This is a genomic window from Pseudomonas sp. NBRC 111143, from assembly GCF_001320965.1.
In the GTDB taxonomy this organism is placed as follows: domain Bacteria; phylum Pseudomonadota; class Gammaproteobacteria; order Pseudomonadales; family Pseudomonadaceae; genus Aquipseudomonas; species Aquipseudomonas machongensis.
Map to the genome: position 1 here is coordinate 22,188 of NZ_BCBT01000004.1, position 17,293 is coordinate 39,480.

At 64.5% G+C, this 17,293-nt stretch carries 12 protein-coding genes and 1 pseudogene; 4 read left to right on the forward strand and 9 right to left on the reverse strand.

The features are described from left to right. Window positions 1-7 precede the first annotated feature (7 nt). Window positions 8-1,237, forward strand: coding sequence for an acyl-CoA dehydrogenase (locus APH44_RS03365; protein WP_054891283.1), 1,230 nt, complete (start codon window positions 8-10; stop codon window positions 1,235-1,237). 23 nt (window positions 1,238-1,260) lie between these two features. Here the strand turns inward: APH44_RS03365 and APH44_RS03370 are convergent, their stop codons facing one another. The 4 genes and pseudogenes from APH44_RS03370 to APH44_RS30620 form a co-directional block, all read right to left on the reverse strand. Continuing rightward, entirely contained in the window at window positions 1,261-2,346 is a 1,086-nt protein-coding gene (locus APH44_RS03370; RefSeq protein WP_054891284.1) for a TerC family protein, read from the reverse strand. Between the two features lie 150 nt (window positions 2,347-2,496). Further along, a complete protein-coding gene (locus tag APH44_RS03375; protein ID WP_054891285.1) occupies window positions 2,497-3,522 on the reverse strand; it encodes an ABC transporter substrate-binding protein in 1,026 nt (341 codons plus the stop codon). 122 nt (window positions 3,523-3,644) lie between these two features. Beyond that, window positions 3,645-4,400, reverse strand: coding sequence for a methyl-accepting chemotaxis protein (locus APH44_RS30615; protein ID WP_371105596.1), 756 nt, complete (start codon window positions 4,398-4,400; stop codon window positions 3,645-3,647). 102 nt (window positions 4,401-4,502) lie between these two features. Then, window positions 4,503-5,798: pseudogene (locus APH44_RS30620) on the reverse strand (HAMP domain-containing protein); the annotation flags it as partial. 243 nt (window positions 5,799-6,041) lie between these two features. Here APH44_RS30620 and APH44_RS03385 point away from each other — a divergent pair. Both APH44_RS03385 and APH44_RS03390 read left to right on the forward strand, forming a co-directional pair. After that, on the forward strand, window positions 6,042-7,361 hold the full coding sequence (locus APH44_RS03385; RefSeq protein ID WP_054891287.1) for a Na+/H+ antiporter family protein: 1,320 nt from the start codon (window positions 6,042-6,044) through the stop codon (window positions 7,359-7,361). An 82-nt stretch (window positions 7,362-7,443) separates the two neighbouring features. Beyond that, a complete protein-coding gene (locus tag APH44_RS03390; RefSeq protein ID WP_054891288.1) occupies window positions 7,444-8,358 on the forward strand; it encodes a LysR substrate-binding domain-containing protein in 915 nt (304 codons plus the stop codon). Window positions 8,359-8,390: 32 nt separating this feature from the next. On the opposite strand, the gene APH44_RS03395 is transcribed toward APH44_RS03390, so the two are convergent. The 3 genes from APH44_RS03395 to leuC all read right to left on the reverse strand — a co-directional run bounded on the left by APH44_RS03395 (window position 8,391) and on the right by leuC (window position 11,838). Next, window positions 8,391-9,719: a 2-hydroxycarboxylate transporter family protein gene (locus APH44_RS03395; RefSeq protein ID WP_054891289.1), complete on the reverse strand. Its 1,329-nt coding sequence runs from the start codon at window positions 9,717-9,719 to the stop codon at window positions 8,391-8,393. Window positions 9,720-9,801: 82 nt separating this feature from the next. Further along, on the reverse strand, window positions 9,802-10,410 hold the full coding sequence (leuD, locus tag APH44_RS03400; protein ID WP_054891290.1) for a 3-isopropylmalate dehydratase small subunit: 609 nt from the start codon (window positions 10,408-10,410) through the stop codon (window positions 9,802-9,804). Window positions 10,411-10,413: 3 nt separating this feature from the next. Continuing rightward, on the reverse strand, window positions 10,414-11,838 hold the full coding sequence (gene leuC, locus APH44_RS03405) for a 3-isopropylmalate dehydratase large subunit (protein WP_054891291.1): 1,425 nt from the start codon (window positions 11,836-11,838) through the stop codon (window positions 10,414-10,416). 185 nt (window positions 11,839-12,023) lie between these two features. Here leuC and APH44_RS03410 point away from each other — a divergent pair, with 185 nt between their 5' ends. Further along, the gene (locus tag APH44_RS03410; protein WP_054891292.1) at window positions 12,024-12,572 is read left to right on the forward strand and encodes a TetR/AcrR family transcriptional regulator; all 549 of its coding nucleotides are present in this window, start codon (window positions 12,024-12,026) and stop codon (window positions 12,570-12,572) included. Window positions 12,573-12,692: 120 nt separating this feature from the next. Here APH44_RS03410 and APH44_RS03415 read toward each other — a convergent pair whose 3' ends face one another. Then, window positions 12,693-14,108 carry an efflux transporter outer membrane subunit gene (locus tag APH44_RS03415; protein ID WP_054891293.1) on the reverse strand — a complete coding sequence of 472 codons (1,416 nt, stop codon included), beginning with the start codon at window positions 14,106-14,108 and terminating at the stop codon, window positions 12,693-12,695. Beyond that, the gene (locus APH44_RS03420; RefSeq protein ID WP_054891294.1) at window positions 14,105-17,284 is read right to left on the reverse strand and encodes an efflux RND transporter permease subunit; all 3,180 of its coding nucleotides are present in this window, start codon (window positions 17,282-17,284) and stop codon (window positions 14,105-14,107) included. Before APH44_RS03420 ends, APH44_RS03415 begins: the two co-directional genes overlap by 4 nt. Window positions 17,285-17,293 lie beyond the last annotated feature (9 nt).

The following is a 17,293-nucleotide window of genomic DNA, read 5'->3' on the forward strand; positions in this document are numbered from 1 at the left end:
AGCCCAGATGGATTTCGCCTATACGCCCAAGGTCCAGGCTCTGCGCGAGCGCGTCACAGCGTTCATGGACGCCTATGTCTATCCCGCCGAAGCGGTGTTCGAGCGCCAGGTTGCCGAGGGTGACCGCTGGCAGCCCACCGCGATCATGGAAGAGCTCAAGGCCAAGGCCCGGACTGAAGGGCTGTGGAACCTGTTTCTGCCTGAGTCCGAGTACGGCGCGGGGCTGACCAACCTGGAGTACGCACCGCTGGCCGAGATCATGGGGCGCTCGCTGCTGGGGCCAGAGCCGTTCAACTGCTCGGCGCCGGATACCGGCAACATGGAAGTGCTGGTGCGTTATGGCAGCGAGGCGCAGAAGCAGCAGTGGCTCGAACCGCTGCTGCGTGGCGAGATCCGCTCGGCCTTTGCCATGACCGAACCTGATGTGGCTTCCTCCGATGCCACCAACATGGCTGCCACCGCCGTGCGCGATGGTGACGAGTGGGTGATCAACGGACGCAAGTGGTGGACCTCCGGCGCCTGCGACCCGCGCTGCAAGGTGATGATCTTCATGGGGCTGTCCAACCCCGATGGCCCGCGCCACCAGCAGCATTCGATGGTGCTGGTGCCTACCGATGCGCCCGGGGTGAAGATCGTTCGCCCGCTGCCGGTGTTCGGTTACGACGACGCGCCCCATGGTCATGCCGAGGTGCTGTTCGATAACGTGCGCGTGCCTTACGAGAACGTCATCCTTGGCGAAGGGCGTGGTTTCGAGATTGCCCAGGGGCGCCTGGGGCCGGGACGTATCCACCATTGCATGCGTTCGATCGGCATGGCCGAACGTGCCCTGGAGCTGATGTGCAAGCGTGCGGTAAGCCGCACCGCGTTCGGTCGGCCGCTGGCCCGGCTGGGCGGCAACGTCGACAAGATCGCCGACTCGCGGATGGAAATCGATATGGCGCGCCTGCTGACCCTCAAGGCGGCGTACATGATGGACACCGCCGGCAACAAGGTGGCGCGTAGCGAGATCGCCCAGATCAAGGTGGTGGCGCCGAACGTCGCGCTCAAGGTAATCGACCGCGCTATCCAGATTCATGGTGGTGCCGGTGTCAGCGGCGACTTCCCGCTGGCCTACATGTATGCCATGCAGCGCACCCTGCGCCTGGCCGACGGGCCCGACGAAGTGCATCGGGCGGCGATCGGCAAGTACGAGATCGGCAAGTATGTGCCCAAGGAGATGCTGCGCAGCGGGCAGTAAGCCCGCTGGGCAGGTACTTGCCGTCAAGGGCCGGTGTGGTTCGTGGTAGGGGCCGTGGATGATCCTGGCGCGGCGTCGCCAGCGGTCGCTTCGGCCTTGCTCGGGCTGTCCTGGGCCAAGGCAGGTTCTTGCCCTTCGCTGCCTCGGGTCTTGAACAGCGACAGCACCACGCCGCCCAGCAGCAACCCGAATGTCACGCCCAGCGACAGCAGCGCCGGCACCTTGCCCACCAACCCGTGGTAGAAGATCTTGCAACCGATGAAGATCAGCACCAACGCCAGGGCGTACTTGAGGTAGACGAAGCGGTGCATCAAGGCTGACAGGGCGAAGTACAGCGAGCGCAGGCCGAGGATGGCGAAGATGTTCGAGGTGTAGACGATGAACGGGTCCTGGGTGATGGCGAAGATCGCCGGCACGCTGTCGACGGCAAATACCAGGTCGGCCAGCTCGATCAGCACCAGGGCGAGGAAAAGTGGGGTGGCGTAACGTAACGCCTTGCTCTGGCCGGGTGGTGTGAGACGGACGAAGAAGTGCTTGCCGTGGATCTGGTCAGTGACCCGCATGTGCCTGCGCACGAAGCGCAGCACCGGGTTATTGGCCAGGTCCGGATGGCTGTCTTCCCTGGAAAGCGCCATCTTCACCCCGGTGAACAGCAGGAACGCACCGAACAGATAGAGTACCCAGGCGAAGTTCTGTACCAGCGCGGCGCCCACGCCAATCATGATCGCACGCAGGACTACCACGCCGAGGATGCCCCAGAACAGCACGCGGTGCTGGTAACGGCGAGGGATGGCGAAGAAGCTGAAGATCATCGCCATGACGAACACGTTGTCCATCGACAGCGACTGCTCGACCAGGAAGCCCGTGTAGAACTCCAGTGCCGACTGGGCGCCTAGCTCGTACCACACCCATACCCCGAACAGTACGCCCACGCTGAAGTAGCCCGAGTACAGCAGCAGGCTTTCGCGCATTTCGATTTCGCGCTCCTGGCGGTGCAGCACGCCCAGGTCGAGGACCAGCAGGGCGACGACGATGGTGACGAATACCAGCCACAGCCAGGTGCTGGTGCCGAGCAGGGGTGTTGTGAGGAATGTCTGCAGAGCTGTCATGAGCCCCTCCTTGATTGTCGACGTTGCATGGCAACAGTGATTCCGACATGGCGGCGCAAACCGTCAGAGGGGCCCGGCATCACATGGGTGTAAGCCTAGTCCATGGAGTGCCGGGGCCAAGGGGGAGGGATGTTACATTTCTTTGCCTGATCACGGTTTCCCGAGCGTGTCGCCGACTTTCTGCGCCACTGCGGGCGGCATCCAGGCTTTCCAGACCTGCGGATGCTCGCGCAGGAATACCTTGGCCGCCTCCCGCGGGTCCTGGCGTTTCTCGCTCATGATGGCCAGGGCCTGGTTGAGGGTGTCGATCGGCAAGTCGACCTTTTCGAACAAGGCCACCAGGTCCGGGTATTGGGTCTTGAAGGCCTTCGATACACCAATCGACAGTTTGGCGGGCAGCGAACTGCTGCCACGTGGGGCGGGGTTGGCCGGGTCGGTCAAGGTGGCCCAGGCCTGGGGGTCATAAGGGGGCTCTTCCAGGCGCACGAAATCGAAGCGGCCCATCAGTGGCGTCGGGCTCCAGTAATAGAACAGTACCGGTTGGCCACGGCGAACAGCCGAGCTGACCTCAGCGTCGAGGGCGGCGCCTGAGCCGGTGCGGAAATTGCTGTAGAGCCCATCGAGCCCGTAGGCCTTGAGCTTCTGGCTGTTGACGATCTCTGAAGTCCAGCCGCTTGGGCTGTTGAGGAAGCGACCCTTGGTCGGCGCCTCGGGATCTTTGAATACCTGCGCATAGCGCTTGAGGTCGGCGACACTCTTGAGTTCTGGCGCCAGCGGCTTCAGGTTGCGCGCCGGGTCGCCTTCGATTACGTATGCCGGCACATACCAGCCTTCGACTGCGTTCTTCACGGTGTCGCCCAAGGCGAACACCTCGCCCTTTTTCTCGGCCTCGACCCAGGCCGGGCTGCGTCCGGCCCATTCCTCGGCGATCACTTGCAGGTCGTTTTTCGCCAGCGCGACTTCCATGCTGACGGTGCTGCCGGGGAGGGTATCGGTGGGGTAGCCGTAACCGTTCTCGACGATCAGGCGCAGGATTTCGGTGGTCAGGGCGCCGCTTTCCCAGCCAATGGCGCCGAACTGGATGGGTTTGGCTGACTCGGCGCGTGCGGCGCTGTCGGTACTGGCCAGGCCAAGCGCAAGCATCAGGCCGGCCAGCAAGGTTGGAATTTTCTTCATGATGGCCTCGTCGATTGCCAATTCGTGGGGTCGGGCAAAGTGTAGACGACGAGGGCAGTGGCCTGGTTCGGCGGCTGGCGCCGATCCCTGCGCGATGCCAGGCTGGCACCGCGCAGGCGTGTTCAGACCCGGAACTGGTCCATCAGCCCCTGCTGCTGGTTGGCCAGGCTGTTCAGCGACTGGCTGACCCGCGCCGACTCATTGGCCTGACCTGACAGCGATTCGGTCACGTCGCGGATGGTGGCCACGTTACTGTTGATCTCTTCGGCCACTGCGCTCTGCTCCTCGGCGGCCGAGGCGATCTGCAGGTTCATGTCGCTGATCACGGTGACCGCCTGGCCGATGCGCTGCAGCGCGGTGACCGCTTGGCCGACCTGCTCCACGCCGCCCTGGGCCTGGCGATGACTGCTGTCCATGGCGCCGACCACTTCACGGGTGCCGGCCTGCAGCGACTCGATTACCTGGCGGGTCTCTTCCACCGACTCCTGGGTACGCCGCGCGAGGTTGCGGACTTCGTCGGCGACCACTGCGAAACCACGCCCGGCTTCCCCGGCGCGCGCGGCCTCGATGGCCGCATTGAGGGCCAACAGGTTGGTCTGTTCGGCGATGGAGCGAATCACCTCCAGCACCGAACCAATCTTCTCGCTGTTTTGCGCCAGCCCCTCGACCTGGGCCATGGCGCTGCTCATGTCGGCGGCCAGCGCATCGATGCTGTCAGTGGTCCGATCGATCACGGCCAGGCCTTCGCGGGTGGCCTGGTCGGCATCGCGCGCGGCTTGCGCTGCCTGGGCCGCGCTGCGGGCGACGTCCTGGGCGGTGGCGCTCATTTCGTGGGAGGCGGTCGCGACCTGGTCGACCTGGCGGTACTGCTGCTCCATGCCCGCACTGGTTTCGCTGGCGATGGCAGCAGACTGGTCGGCCGTGCCGCGTGCTGCCTGCACCGAGCGTTTGACCTCGGCGATGGTGGGTTGCAGTTTGTCGAGGAAGCGGTTGAACCAGCCGGCCAGCTCACCCAGTTCGTCGCGCTTGTCGTAGTTCAGGCGACGGGTCAGGTCACCTTCGCCGCTGGCGATATCCTTGAGCATCGCTGCCACACCGAGGATCGGCCGGGTTACCCCGCGCGCCATCAGCCACACCGCCAGCAGGCCGGCGATCGCCGCAGCCAGGCCCAGGCCCAGCTCGAGCAGGGTGCCGCTGGTGTTGAGCACGTCGAGTTCGCGCTTTAGCGCGTCGGCAGGGCCGGTCAGGGCGCTTTCCGGTACGTCGAGCAGCACACCCCAAGGCTTGCCGCCGGGAATCGGTGCGAACGCGGCCAGTACCTTCAGGCGTTGCTGGTCGTGGAGCACCTGCAGCTTGCCGGCGGTCAGCTTGCGCACCAGCTCGGCGCCCTGGCGGGTATCGACCTGGTCGAAGCGCTCGGCCAGCTTGCCGGCGTCCGGGCTGTAGCCGGCCAGCAGGCCCGCGGGGCTGAGGATGCCGACCTTGGTGCGACCTTCGTACAGGCTGCGGCTGGCGTCTTCGCTCAGGGCCTGCAAGCTGTTCAGGTTGGTGTCGATGGACAGGGTACCGATCACCTTGCCGTCCACCATCAGCGGGAAGACGATGCTGGTCATCAGCACTTGCTGGCCAGCGATCTCATAGAAGTAGGGCTCGATCACGCAGACCTTGCCGGTGCTGCGCGGGCAGGCCCACCAGGTATTGGCCGCCTCGCCGCTGGGGCCGATCTGGGTGTTGGCCATATCACGCTCGGGCAACGCCATGGCGGTCAGCTGGCCCGCGCGCGGCTGCGACCAGTACAGGGCGAAGCGCCCGGTTTCGTTGCTGCCAAGCTCGGCGAGGCCGCTGAACAGTTTGTCCTTGCCGTCCAGGGCGTTGGCTTCGAATACCAGCGAAAGACCGAGCAGGTCGGGGTTGGCCTGCAGGGCGGCGCGGACTTGGGCGGTCATGTCCTGGCGCAGGTCGTGGGCGTCGATGAAGCGCTTTTCGGCCTGTTCGCGCAGGAACAGAACCTGACGGGCGAAGCCAGCACCGTACTGGTAGGCGTCCATGAACTGACGGCGAATGCTCAGCGCCTGGACCTCGCCTTGAGATTCGATGCGGGCCTGGGCGGATTCAGTGAGCATCTGCGAGCTGCTGGCTTTGACCAGATCCGAGCTGTGGTCCATGCGATACAACGAGAGGCCGACGAGCAATGTGACGATGCTGGCCAGGCACAGCCCGGCGAGCAGGGTGATCTTCCATTGGATGGAAAGTTGACGCAACGGCATGGTGTACATCCCTTGTAATAGTAGAGCTGGGGCTGACGACTGTGTCGGCGGGACCGGTTTTTTCTTTATATGAACGTTCAATAAAGATAAAAGCGCCTATACAAACGCCATCCCTCGGCAGTTTTGACATCCTCCCCCCAGTGCTTCAGAGTGTGCGCCCTCCATAACAACACCCCTGGTCCGGCCGCTGCCCAGCGCAGCTTGTCGCCGGAGCGCCCGCTTTTTGTCTGTCGTAATGAGGTATTGCACACCATGAATGCAGTGATCGCCGCGGTCGGTATCATGCTGGTACTGAGCCTGTCCCGCGTGCATGTGGTCATCGCCCTGATCGTTGGCGCCCTGACCGGGGGCCTGGTCGGTGGCCTGGGGATCGAGGGCACGCTCGCGGCCTTCAATGGCGGCCTGGGCGGCGGCGCGACGGTGGCGTTGTCGTACGCGTTGCTCGGCGCCTTCGCCGTGGCCATCGCCAAGTCAGGCCTGGCCCACGCCCTGGCTGACCGTGCCCTGGCGATGATCGACCGCCAGGGGCAAGGACAGGGCGGTAAGCTCAAATGGCTGTTGATCGGCCTGATGCTGGTGGTTGCGGTGTCGTCGCAGAACGTTCTGCCGATTCACATCGCCTTCATCCCACTGTTGGTGCCGCCGCTCTTGTACGTGCTGACACGCCTGCGCATCGACCGGCGCCTGATCGCCTGCGTGATCACCTTCGGCCTGATTACTCCGTACATCTTCCTGCCCGTGGGTTTTGGCAACATCTTCCTCAACCAGATCCTGCTGGCCAACGTCAGCCGCGCGGGCGTGGACATCAGCGGCGTCAACGTCACCCACGCCATGGCCATCCCGGCGGCGGGCATGCTCGTTGGCCTGCTGGTGGCGGTGTTCATCAGCTACCGGCGCAAGCGTGACTACGACCTGGCGCGCATCGAAGAGGTCGAGCAGGTCAGTGTGCAGTACAACCCACTGACGTTGCTGGTGGCCGGCGCAGCCATCGCGGCGGCGTTCATCATCCAGTTGTGGCTTGATTCGATGATCATCGGTGCGATGGTCGGTTTCCTGATCTTCTCGCTGTCGGGCATCGTGCGCTGGCGCGAGACCGACGATCTGTTCACCGAGGGCATGAAGATGATGGCCATGATCGGCTTCATCATGATCGCGGCCTCGGGCTTTGCCGAAGTGATGAAGGCCACCGGCGAGGTGAAGAGCCTGGTCGAGACCTCGGCGCAGTGGATCGACCACAGCAAGGGTATCGGTGCCTTGCTGATGCTGCTGGTGGGGTTGCTGGTGACCATGGGCATCGGCTCGTCCTTCTCCACCGTGCCGATTCTTGCCGCGATCTTCGTGCCGCTGTGTGTGCAGTTGGGCTTCGACCCGCTGGCCACGGTGTGCATCGTCGGCACGGCCGGTGCGTTGGGCGACGCTGGCTCGCCTGCCTCGGACTCGACCTTGGGGCCGACCTCGGGCCTGAACGTCGATGGCCAGCATCACCATATCTGGGACACGGTGGTGCCGACCTTCATTCATTACAACCTGCCGCTGCTGGCATTTGGCTGGGTAGCGGCGATGGTGCTTTAGGCCCGATCGGATCGATTGTCGCTAACCGGTAGGGCTGGCATCATGCCCGAAGCGTGAATCAATCGCTTCGGGAGCACCTCCAATGAACACACCTCGTGCCGAATCGCCGCTGCCGGAAGACCTGCGGGTCTTCCTCACGGTGATCCGCAAGTCAGGTTTTGCAGCGGCGGCGGACGAACTGGGCTTGTCGCCAGCCTATGTCAGCAAGCGCATCCGCTTGCTGGAGGTGGCGCTGGGCACGCGGCTGCTGCACCGCAACGCCCGCAGCATTGCCCTCACCGACGCCGGAGAGCGTGCCCAGCGCTGGGCCATCCGCATTCTCGGTGACATGGACGACTTCGTCGGCGAGATGAAACAGGTGCGCCAGGAGCCGCGCGGCGTGCTGCACCTGTGCAGCAGCTTCGGCTTCGGCCGCAACCATGTCGCACCTGCGGTGGCGCAGTTGTCGGCGGCGTATCCGGCCCTGGAGATTCGCCTGGATGTGTTCGACCGCGTGGTGGATATCGTCGCCGAAGGCTTCGACCTTGAAATCCGTATCGGCGATGACCTGCCGGCGCAGCACATCGGGCGCAAGCTTGCGAGCAACCAGCGGGTGCTGTGCGCCACGCCCGAATACCTTGCCCAGCGTGGAACGCCGCTGAGCCTCAAGGATCTCGACAATCACGACTGCCTGGTGCTCAAGGAGCGCAACAACCCGTTCGGTGTGTGGCAGTTGCAGCATGCCGGTCGCGAAGAAACGGTGCGTGTCAGCGGGCCGCTGTCGTCGAACAATGGTGAGATCGTTCTGCAGTGGGCGCTGGGCGGGCGGGGCATCCTGCTGCGTTCGTACTGGGATGTACGGCCACTGCTGGAGAGCGGTCGGCTGGTGCAGGTGCTGCACGACTACACCCAGAGTGCCAACGTCTGGGCGGTATACCCGACGCGCTTGGCGGACTCGGCGAAACTGCGCGTGTGCGTGGAGTTTCTCGAACGGCACTTCAAGGTGTTGCTGGGGTGAAGCCAGGGGCCACGGCGTGGCCCCTGTTTCGTTCAGCTGAACAAGCCCAGCAGCAGGGTTGCGCCGATCACCGTCGCGGCGCCGCCCAGGCGCGTGGAGATCTGCGCGAAGGGCATCAGCCCCATGCGGTTGCATGCCGAAAGAATCGCCACATCGCCGGTGCCGCCCAGCCCACTGTGGCAGCAGGTGACGATGGCCGACTCGACCGGATACATCTTCAGCAGATTGCCGATCAGGAATCCTGCCAGGGTCATGGCCAGTACCACCGAGGCACAGACCAGTACATAGCCGATGGAGAACACGCCCATCACGCTTTCCAGGGGTACATAGAGCATGCCCAGGCCGATCATCACCGGCCAGATGAAGGCTGTCGACACTAGCTTGTAGAACTGCTTGCTGCCTTTTTCCAGGTGCGTGGGCAGTACGCGCAGGTATTTGAACAGGACCGCGACCACGATCATCATCACCGGCCCCGGAATGTGCACCAGCTTCTCCAGCAGGCCGCCGAGGACGAAGAAGGTACAGATCAGCAGCACACCAGCGCCCATGTAGCGGAAGTCGATGGCCTCGTCGTCGGCCTGCTCCTTGAACTTGTCGTTTTCTTCGCGAGCGCGGATCAGCATGCCGTCACCGCTGAGCTGCGGGCGCTTGCCGGCCAGGCGCGCGAGGGCGCCGGCGCAGATGATCGCGACGATGTTGCCCACCACGGCTGCTGGCACCAGTTGCGCCACGTACTGCTCGGGGCTGCCGCCGAGAATGTGTGCATAGGCCAGCGACAAGGGCAGGATGCCTTCGCCGATGCCGCCGCCGATGATCGGCACGATGATGTAGAAGAAGGTGTGGTGGACCGAATAGCCGAACAGCACGCCCACCAGTATTCCCGCCGCGATCGCCGCCAGGGTGCCGGCCACCAGCGGCACGAACATGCGCATCATGCCCTGGACCAGGATGAAGCGGTTCATGCCCAGGATGCTGCCCACCACCAGGCTTGCGATGACGAAATAAAGGAAGTTGGCATCCTTCATCAGCATCTTCGTCGCATCCAGCGTGGCACTGCCGAAGAAGCCATGGAACACCAGCACCGAGGGCAACAGCAGGCAGAGGATCGCGCCGCCACCAATTTCCTTGAGCAGTGGCAGGCGCTGGCCGAGCTGGCCGAAGAACACGCCCATGGTCATGATCACCGCCAGGCCGCCGATCATTGTCTTGGGCAGGTAACCGAAGTGTGCCGAGCAGAACACGATCAGGGCGATGCCGATGAAATAGGGCAGGGGAATCACACCGATCGGGTAGGTGAGCAGCGCGTTGAGCCGGCGCTGGACGGGCGTGTGTTCGGCGCTGGGCGCCAGGGTCTTGTTCATGTGCATGTCCTCTATTTGTTGTTGTACGAGGAGCCGTGAAGCGCCGCCCGTGTCCGGGCGGGCTTGTGTCGTCCCTGGCGGCTCAGGCCAGCCACGGATTAGCCTGCAGATGCCGTGCTTCGAAGGCGCGGATCTGTTCGGTACGTTGCAGCGTGCTGCCGATGGCATCGAGCCCCAGCAGCAACGCCTGCTTGCGCAACTGATCGATCTCAAAGTCGATGCTGCGACCGTCGTGCAGCGCGATCCGTTGTCGCTCCAGGTCGATGCTCAGTTCAGCGCTGCCGGGCTCGCTGACCCATTGCCCGATCTCTTTGACTTGGGCCTCCTCGAGCTGGATCAGCAGCACGCCGTTGCGCTGGCAGTTGTCGAAGAAAATTCCGGCAAAGCTGCTGCCGATCAACGCGCGGATCCCCAGTTGCTTGAGGCCCCATACCGCGTGTTCGCGGCTCGAGCCGCAGCCGAAGTTGGGGCCGACCACCAGAAAGCGCGCGTCCTGCCAGGGTGCCTGGTTGAGCACGAACTCAGGGTTCGGCGCGGCGCCCGCGGCAAAGCGCAGGTCGAAGAACACCCCACGGTCCAGGCCATTGCGATCGATGCCCTTGAGAAACTGCTTGGGCATGATCACGTCGGTGTCGACGTTGGCGGCCAGGAATGGGGCGGCGATGCCCGTTTCGGTGAGGAAGGGTTGCATGGCTCAGGCCTCCAGGGAAAAAGTGCGGACATCGACCAGGTGGCCGCTGACGGCTGCGGCGGCGACCATCGCTGGGCTCATCAGGTGCGTACGTGCACCGGCGCCCTGGCGGCCCTCGAAGTTGCGGTTGGTGCTCGACGCGCAGCGGTCACCGGGGCTGAGTACGTCGTCATTCATTGCCAGGCACATGGAGCAGCCCGACTGGCGCCATTCGAAACCGGCATCGACGAACAGCTGCGCCAGGCCCTCGCGCTCGGCCTGTTCACGCACCTGGGTGGAGCCGGGCACGATCATTGCGCGCACCCCTGCCGCCACCTGGCGTCCGCGCACCACGCGGGCGGCATCGCGCAGATCTTCGATGCGGGCGTTGGTGCACGAGCCGATGAAGGCATGGCTGATGGGGATCTGGTCAAGCTGCATGCCGGGTGTCAGGTCCATGTAGCGCAAGGCGCGTTGCAGGTCCTGGCGGCGGATCAGGTCAGGTTCGTGCAGCGGGTCGGGCACCTGCTGGTCGATAGGGGCGGCCTGGTCGGGGCTGGTGCCCCAGGTCACCATGGGCGCCAGCTCGCCGACATCGAGGGCAACCTCAAGATCGAACTGCGCGCCCGGGTCGCTGAACAGCGTGTCGCGCCAGCGCTGCACTGCCTGCTCCCAGCGTTCGCCCTTGGGCGCGCGGGGCTTGTCGGCAAGGTAGTCGTAGACCTTCTGGTCGGGCGCCATGAAGGCACCTCGGGCACCGGCTTCCACGGCCATGTTGCAGATGGTCATGCGCGCCTCGACGCTCAGGGCGCTGATGGTCGGGCCGGTGAACTCGATGGCATAGCCGGTCGCACCGGAGGCACCGATGCGGCGGATCAGTTGCATGATGATGTCCTTGGAGACCAGGCCTGCGCCCAGCTCGCCGGTCACCGTGACGCGCAGGGTCTTCAGGCGCTTGTAGACCAGGGTCTGGGTGGCCAGCAGGTGCTCGATCTCCGAGGTGCCGATGCCGAAACCGAAGGCGCCCAGCGCGCCGTAGGTGGTGGTGTGGCTGTCGCCGGCAGCGACCACCATGCCGGGCAGGATGAAACCTTGCTCGGGCGCCACCACGTGCTCGATGCCTTGGCGCTTGTCCAGCACATCGAACAGTTCGATGCCGAAGTCGTGGCAGTTCTGCTCGAAGTAGGAGACCTGCAGTGCGCCGCCAGCGTCAGGCATGGTGGCGATGCGTTCGGGGGCGGTGGGGTTGACGTGGTCGACCACCGCCAGCGTACAGGCCGGGCGCCAGACCTGCCGCCCGGCTTCGCGCAGGCCGCTGAATGCCTGGGGGCTGGTGTATTCGTTGGCGACTTGGCGGTCGATGTACAGCAGCACATGGCCCTGGTCGTCCAGGGTGCAGACGGTGTGGGCGTCGAGGTGCTTGTCGTAGAGCGTTCTGGGGCGATGCATGGCTGTCACTCGCGATCGAATGGTCATGGGCGTAGGCGTCACGGTAAGCGCCTGGGTCCAGCTTATTCCGTTCGAATCGTGGAACAACGCAGCCAACGTAATGCTGTGCTGCACGGATCGTGCAGCATGCCGGGCGAGCGTCCTGACTGGTATGCTCTGCAGCGAACCCACCTCAAGAGACCACCATGGCAAGGCCGCGTAAACAGGACAGCAGCGACAGCGACGTCAAGGCACAGATCATCGATGCTGCATTGCGGGTGCTCCAGCGCGACGGTTCGGTGTGCGCCACCTACCGGCGCATCGCCAGCGAGGCCGGGGTTTCGCCAGGGACCATGACCTACCACTTCAGCACCATCCAGGAGATCGTCGCGGCAGCCTTCGTCAAGATGACCAACCGCATCGCCGATCAGTACTTCACCCGCCTGGGCGATGCGCGTGATGCCGAGCATGCCCGCGAACTGCTGGCCGACCTGATCTGTGGCGAGCTGTGGAAAGCTTCCGGGCAGATGCTGCTGATCTTCGAACTCTATGCCTTCGTCTCGCGCCACCCCGACTACACCTACATCATGGACGACTGGATGGCCCGCTCGCGGGCGGCGCTGCAGGTGCATTTCGACGAGAAGACCGCGCGGGCGCTGGATGCGCTGATCGAAGGCTTCACCATTCACAATGCGCTGAGCCGCACGGTGGTAAGCCGGGACGACATCCTGGCATTGATCCGCGCGGTGTCATGAGCCTGACGCCGGTGCGCACGGCCAGGGCTGCAAAAAAAAGCCCCGCGGACCAAGGTCGGCGGGGCAAAGGGTTGGGGGAGGGACCAACCAAAGGAGTCGTTGCAACGGATCGCGTGAGGGTTACTTCACGCTGGCCACGGTGTCTGGCTGCCAGCCGCCACCCAAGGCCTTGTAGATCGAGACGATGCCGCGATACAGCTCGACTTCGCCCTGGGCCTGGGCATCCTCGGCGGCAAGCTTTTCGCGCTCGGCATCGAGCAACACCAGGTAATCCACCGTGCCTTCGCGGTAGCGCACCGAGGCCAGTTCTGCCGCCTTGCCGCTGGCATCGCTCTGGCGGATCAGCGACAGCAGGCGCTGCTGGCGCTTGCCGTAGTCGCTGAACGCATTGGAGGACTCTTCCAGTGCCAGCAGTACCTGTTGCTCATAGGTCGCCAGCGCGCCTTCGGCGTCGGCCTTGGCGCCGCGCAGGCGGGCACGCACGCTGCCCAGGTCGAAGGCGGCCCAGCTGATGGTCGGGCCCAGTGCCCAGGCATTGGCAGCGGACGAACCGATCTGCGACCCACGCCCAGCGGTGAAGCCCAGGAAGCCGCTCAGGCTGACCCGTGGGAACAGGTCGGCGGTGGCGACGCCCACATTGGCGGTGGCGGCGGCGAGTTGACGCTCGGCGCTGCGGATGTCCGGACGGCGGCGCAGCAGTTCACCCGGATCACCCACCGGCAGCGCCTTGGCGATTGCAGGCAGTTGCTTGGGCGACAGGTCCACGCTCAGTGCGTCCGGGCGCTCACCCAGCAGGGTGGCGATACGGTTGCGTGCCCGCACCTGCTCGGCCTGCAGTTGCGGCACGGTGGCCTCGACCGCCGCCAGGCGGGCATCGGCACGCACCACATCCAGCTCGTTGCCGACCCCGGTGTCGCGCAGGGTCACGGTGATGCTGCGCGAGTCTTGCTGGGTCTTGAGGTTGGCCAGGGCGATCTTTTCGCGCAACTGGGCGCCACGCAGTTGGCCGTAGGCATCGACCAGCTCGGCGATCAGGCTGACCTGCAGTTGTTGCAGGTCGGCTTCGGCGGCGTCCTCCTGAGCCTTGCTGGCCTCGATCTGACGCTGGATGCGGCCGAACAGGTCGACCTCCCAGGCCATGTCCAGGCCCAGGTCGTAGCGCTCGGTGTTCACTCGGCGATCGGTCTGGCCGGGTACCTGGCCCTTGCCGATGTCGCTGCTGGCACGGCTGGTGACCACCGGCAGGTCGTCGTTGGAGACGTCCTCGCGGATCGAGCGCGCGGCCTTGAGGCGGGCGAAGGCCACGCGCAGGTCACGGTTGCCCTGCAGCGATGCCTGCACCAGCTGGTTCAGGGTCGGGTCGTCGAACTGCTTCCACCAGCTGCTTTCGAAGCGGCTGCGGTCCAGCGCCTTGGCCGGCGTTTCGGTATCGAAACGCGCAGGCTGGGTGTCTGGGGTCTTGTAGTCCGGGCCCACCGCGCAGGCCGCCAGGGCCAGCGCCAGAAGGCTAGGAGTCAGGGGTTTGAGCAGGTTCATGCATGATTCTCCAGCGCTTGCACTCGCTCGGCCTTGCGGGCCTGGCGACGTTCGACGTGACGGCGGATCAGGTTGAAGAACACCGGCGTCAGGAACAGGCCGAACACGGTCACCCCGATCATCCCCGAGAACACCGCCACGCCCATGGCATGACGCATCTCGGCACCGGCACCGGAGGAGAACACCAGCGGCACCACACCCATGATGAAGGCGATCGAGGTCATCAGAATCGGACGCAGACGCAGGCGGCAGGCTTCCAGCACGGCGGCCAGCGGATCCAGGCCCTCGGCCTGCTTGTCCTTGGCGAACTCGACGATGAGGATCGCGTTCTTGCACGCCAGGCCCACCAGTACGATCAGGCCGATCTGGGTGAAGATGTTGTTGTCACCCCCGGAAATGATCACGCCGGTGATGGCCGACAGCAGGGTCATCGGTACGATCAGGATCACCGCCAGTGGCAGGCTCCAGCTTTCGTATTGGGCAGCCAGCACCAGGAAGGCCAGCAGTACGCAGAGCGGGAACACGAACAGCGCGGTGTTGCCCGAGAGGATCTGCTGGTAGGTCAGGTCGGTCCACTCGTAGGTCATGCCGTTGGGCAGTTCCTCCTTCAGCAGCTTCTCGATCGCCGCCTCGGCCTGGCCAGAGCTGTAGCCTGGGGCTGCGGCACCGTTGATTTCGGCAGTGATGAAGCCGTTGTAGTGCATCACGCGGTCGGGACCGGAGGTGTCGCTGACCTTGAGGAAGGTCGCCAGCGGGATCATCTCGCCCAGGTTGTTGCGCACCTTCAACTGGCCAATCTGCTCGGCGTCGAGACGGAACTGCTGTTCAGCCTGGACGTTGACCTGGTAAGTCCGGCCAAAGCGGTTGAAGTCGTTGGTGTACAGCGAGCCCAGGTAGACCTGCAGGGTGTCGAAGATGTCGGTGATCGCCACGCCATGGGTCTTGGCCTTTTCCCGGTCGATGGCAGCATCGACCTGCGGCACGTTGACCTGGTAGCTGGTGAACAACCCGGCGAGCTCAGGCACGCTGCGGCTCTTGGCGATGACGTTCTGGGTTTCCTTGTACAGCGCCTCGTAGCCCAGGTTGCCGCGGTCCTCGATCTGCAGACGGAAGCCGCCAATGGTGCCCAGGCCCTGTACCGGCGGCGGTGGGAAGATCGCGATGTAGGCGTCCTGGATATCGGCGAACTGCGCGTTCAGCGCTGCGGCGATGGCTTGTGCCGACTGGCTCGGGTCCTTGCGCTCATCGAACGGCTTGAGCGGGGTGAACACGATGCCGCTGTTGGGGCTGTTGGTGAAGCCGTTGATCGACAGGCCCGGGAAGGCCACCGAGTCGGCAACGCCTGGTTGCTTGAGGGCGATTTCGCTCATGCGCTTGATCACTGCCTCCGTGCGGTCGAGGCTTGCGGCGTCAGGCAACTGGGCGAAAGCCACCAGGTATTGCTTGTCCTGCGCCGGGACGAAGCCGGTCGGGGTGGACGAGAAGCCCAGGTAGGTCAGGCCCATCAGGCCGGCATACACGAACAGGGCGATGCCGCTGGAACGAATGACCCGGCGTACGCCACCGACGTAGCTGTTGCTGGCACGGTCGAAGAAGCGGTTGAACGGCGCGAACAGCCAGCTGCCCAGCAGTTTTTCCAGGAACCGCGAGAAACGGTCCTTGGGCGCGTGGTGGTCCTTGAGCAGTACCGCGGCCAGGGCCGGCGACAGGGTCAGCGAGTTGAACGCCGAGATCACGGTCGAGATGGCGATGGTCAAGGCGAACTGCTTGTAGAACTGCCCGGTGAGGCCGGAGATGAACGCCGCCGGTACGAATACCGCGCACAGTACCAGGGCGGTGGCGATGATCGGGCCGGTCACCTCGCTCATGGCTTTTTGCGTGGCCTCCATGGGCTGCAGGCCCAGGCCGATGTTGCGCTCGACGTTCTCCACCACGACGATCGCGTCGTCCACCACGATCCCGATCGCCAGGACCAGGCCGAATAGCGACAAGGCGTTGAGCGAGAAGCCGAACAGATGCATCACCGCGAAGGTACCGATCAGCGAGACCGGTACGGCCATCAGCGGGATGATCGAGGCGCGCCAGGTCTGCAGGAACAGGATCACGACCAGCACGACCAGCACCAGGGCTTCGAACAGGGTGTGCACTACCGCTTCGATCGAGCCGCGGACGAACACGGTCGGGTCATAGACGATGCTGTAGTCCATCCCTTCCGGGAAGTCCTTCTTCAGCTCGGCCATCTTCGCCCGCACTTCGTCGGAGATCTCGATGGCGTTGGAGCCAGGGCGCTGGAAGATCGGGATCGCTACCGCCGGCTGGTTGTTCAGCAGCGAGCGGAGGGCGTACTGGCTGGAGCCCAGCTCGACGCGTGCAATGTCTTTCAGGCGGGTGATCTCGCCGTCGGCGCCGGCGCGGATGATGATGTTCTCGAACTCTTCCTCACTGACCAGACGGCCCTGGGTGTTGATCGACAACTGGAAGCTGGTCGAGCCGGGGGCGGGCGGTGCGCCCAACTGACCGGCGGCGACCTGGCGGTTCTGTTCGCGGATCGCCGCGACCACGTCACTGGCAGTCAGGTTGCGCGAAGCGGTCTTGTTCGGGTCCAGCCACACACGCAGGGAGTAGTCGCCCATGCCGAACAGCTGCACGTCACCGACACCGCCCAGGCGCGCCAGCTCATCCTTGATGTTGAGGATGGCGTAGTTGGACAGGTAGAGCATGTCGTAGCGCTGGTCCGGCGAGGTCAGGTGCACGACCATGGTCAGGTCGGGCGAGGCCTTGTCGACGGTGATACCGATGCGCGTCACTTCCTCGGGCAGCTTGGGCTGGGTCCGGGTCACGCGGTTCTGTACCTGCACCTGCGCGTTGTCCAGGTCGGTGCCCAGGGCGAAGGTGATGGTCAGGGTCAGCTTGCCATCGGCGGTGGACTGCGAGGACATGTAGAGCATGTTCTCGACACCGGTAATGGCTTGTTCAAGCGGTGCGGCGACGGTTTCGCCGATTACCTTGGGGTTGGCGCCCGGGAAGTTGGCGCGCACGACCACGGTCGGTGGCACCACTTCAGGGTATTCGCTGATCGGCAACTGGAACAGCGAGATGCCACCGGCGATCAGCAGCACGAGCGAGAGCACGGCGGCGAAGATCGGGCGGGTGATGAAGAATTTCGAGAAGTTCATCGATGTTGT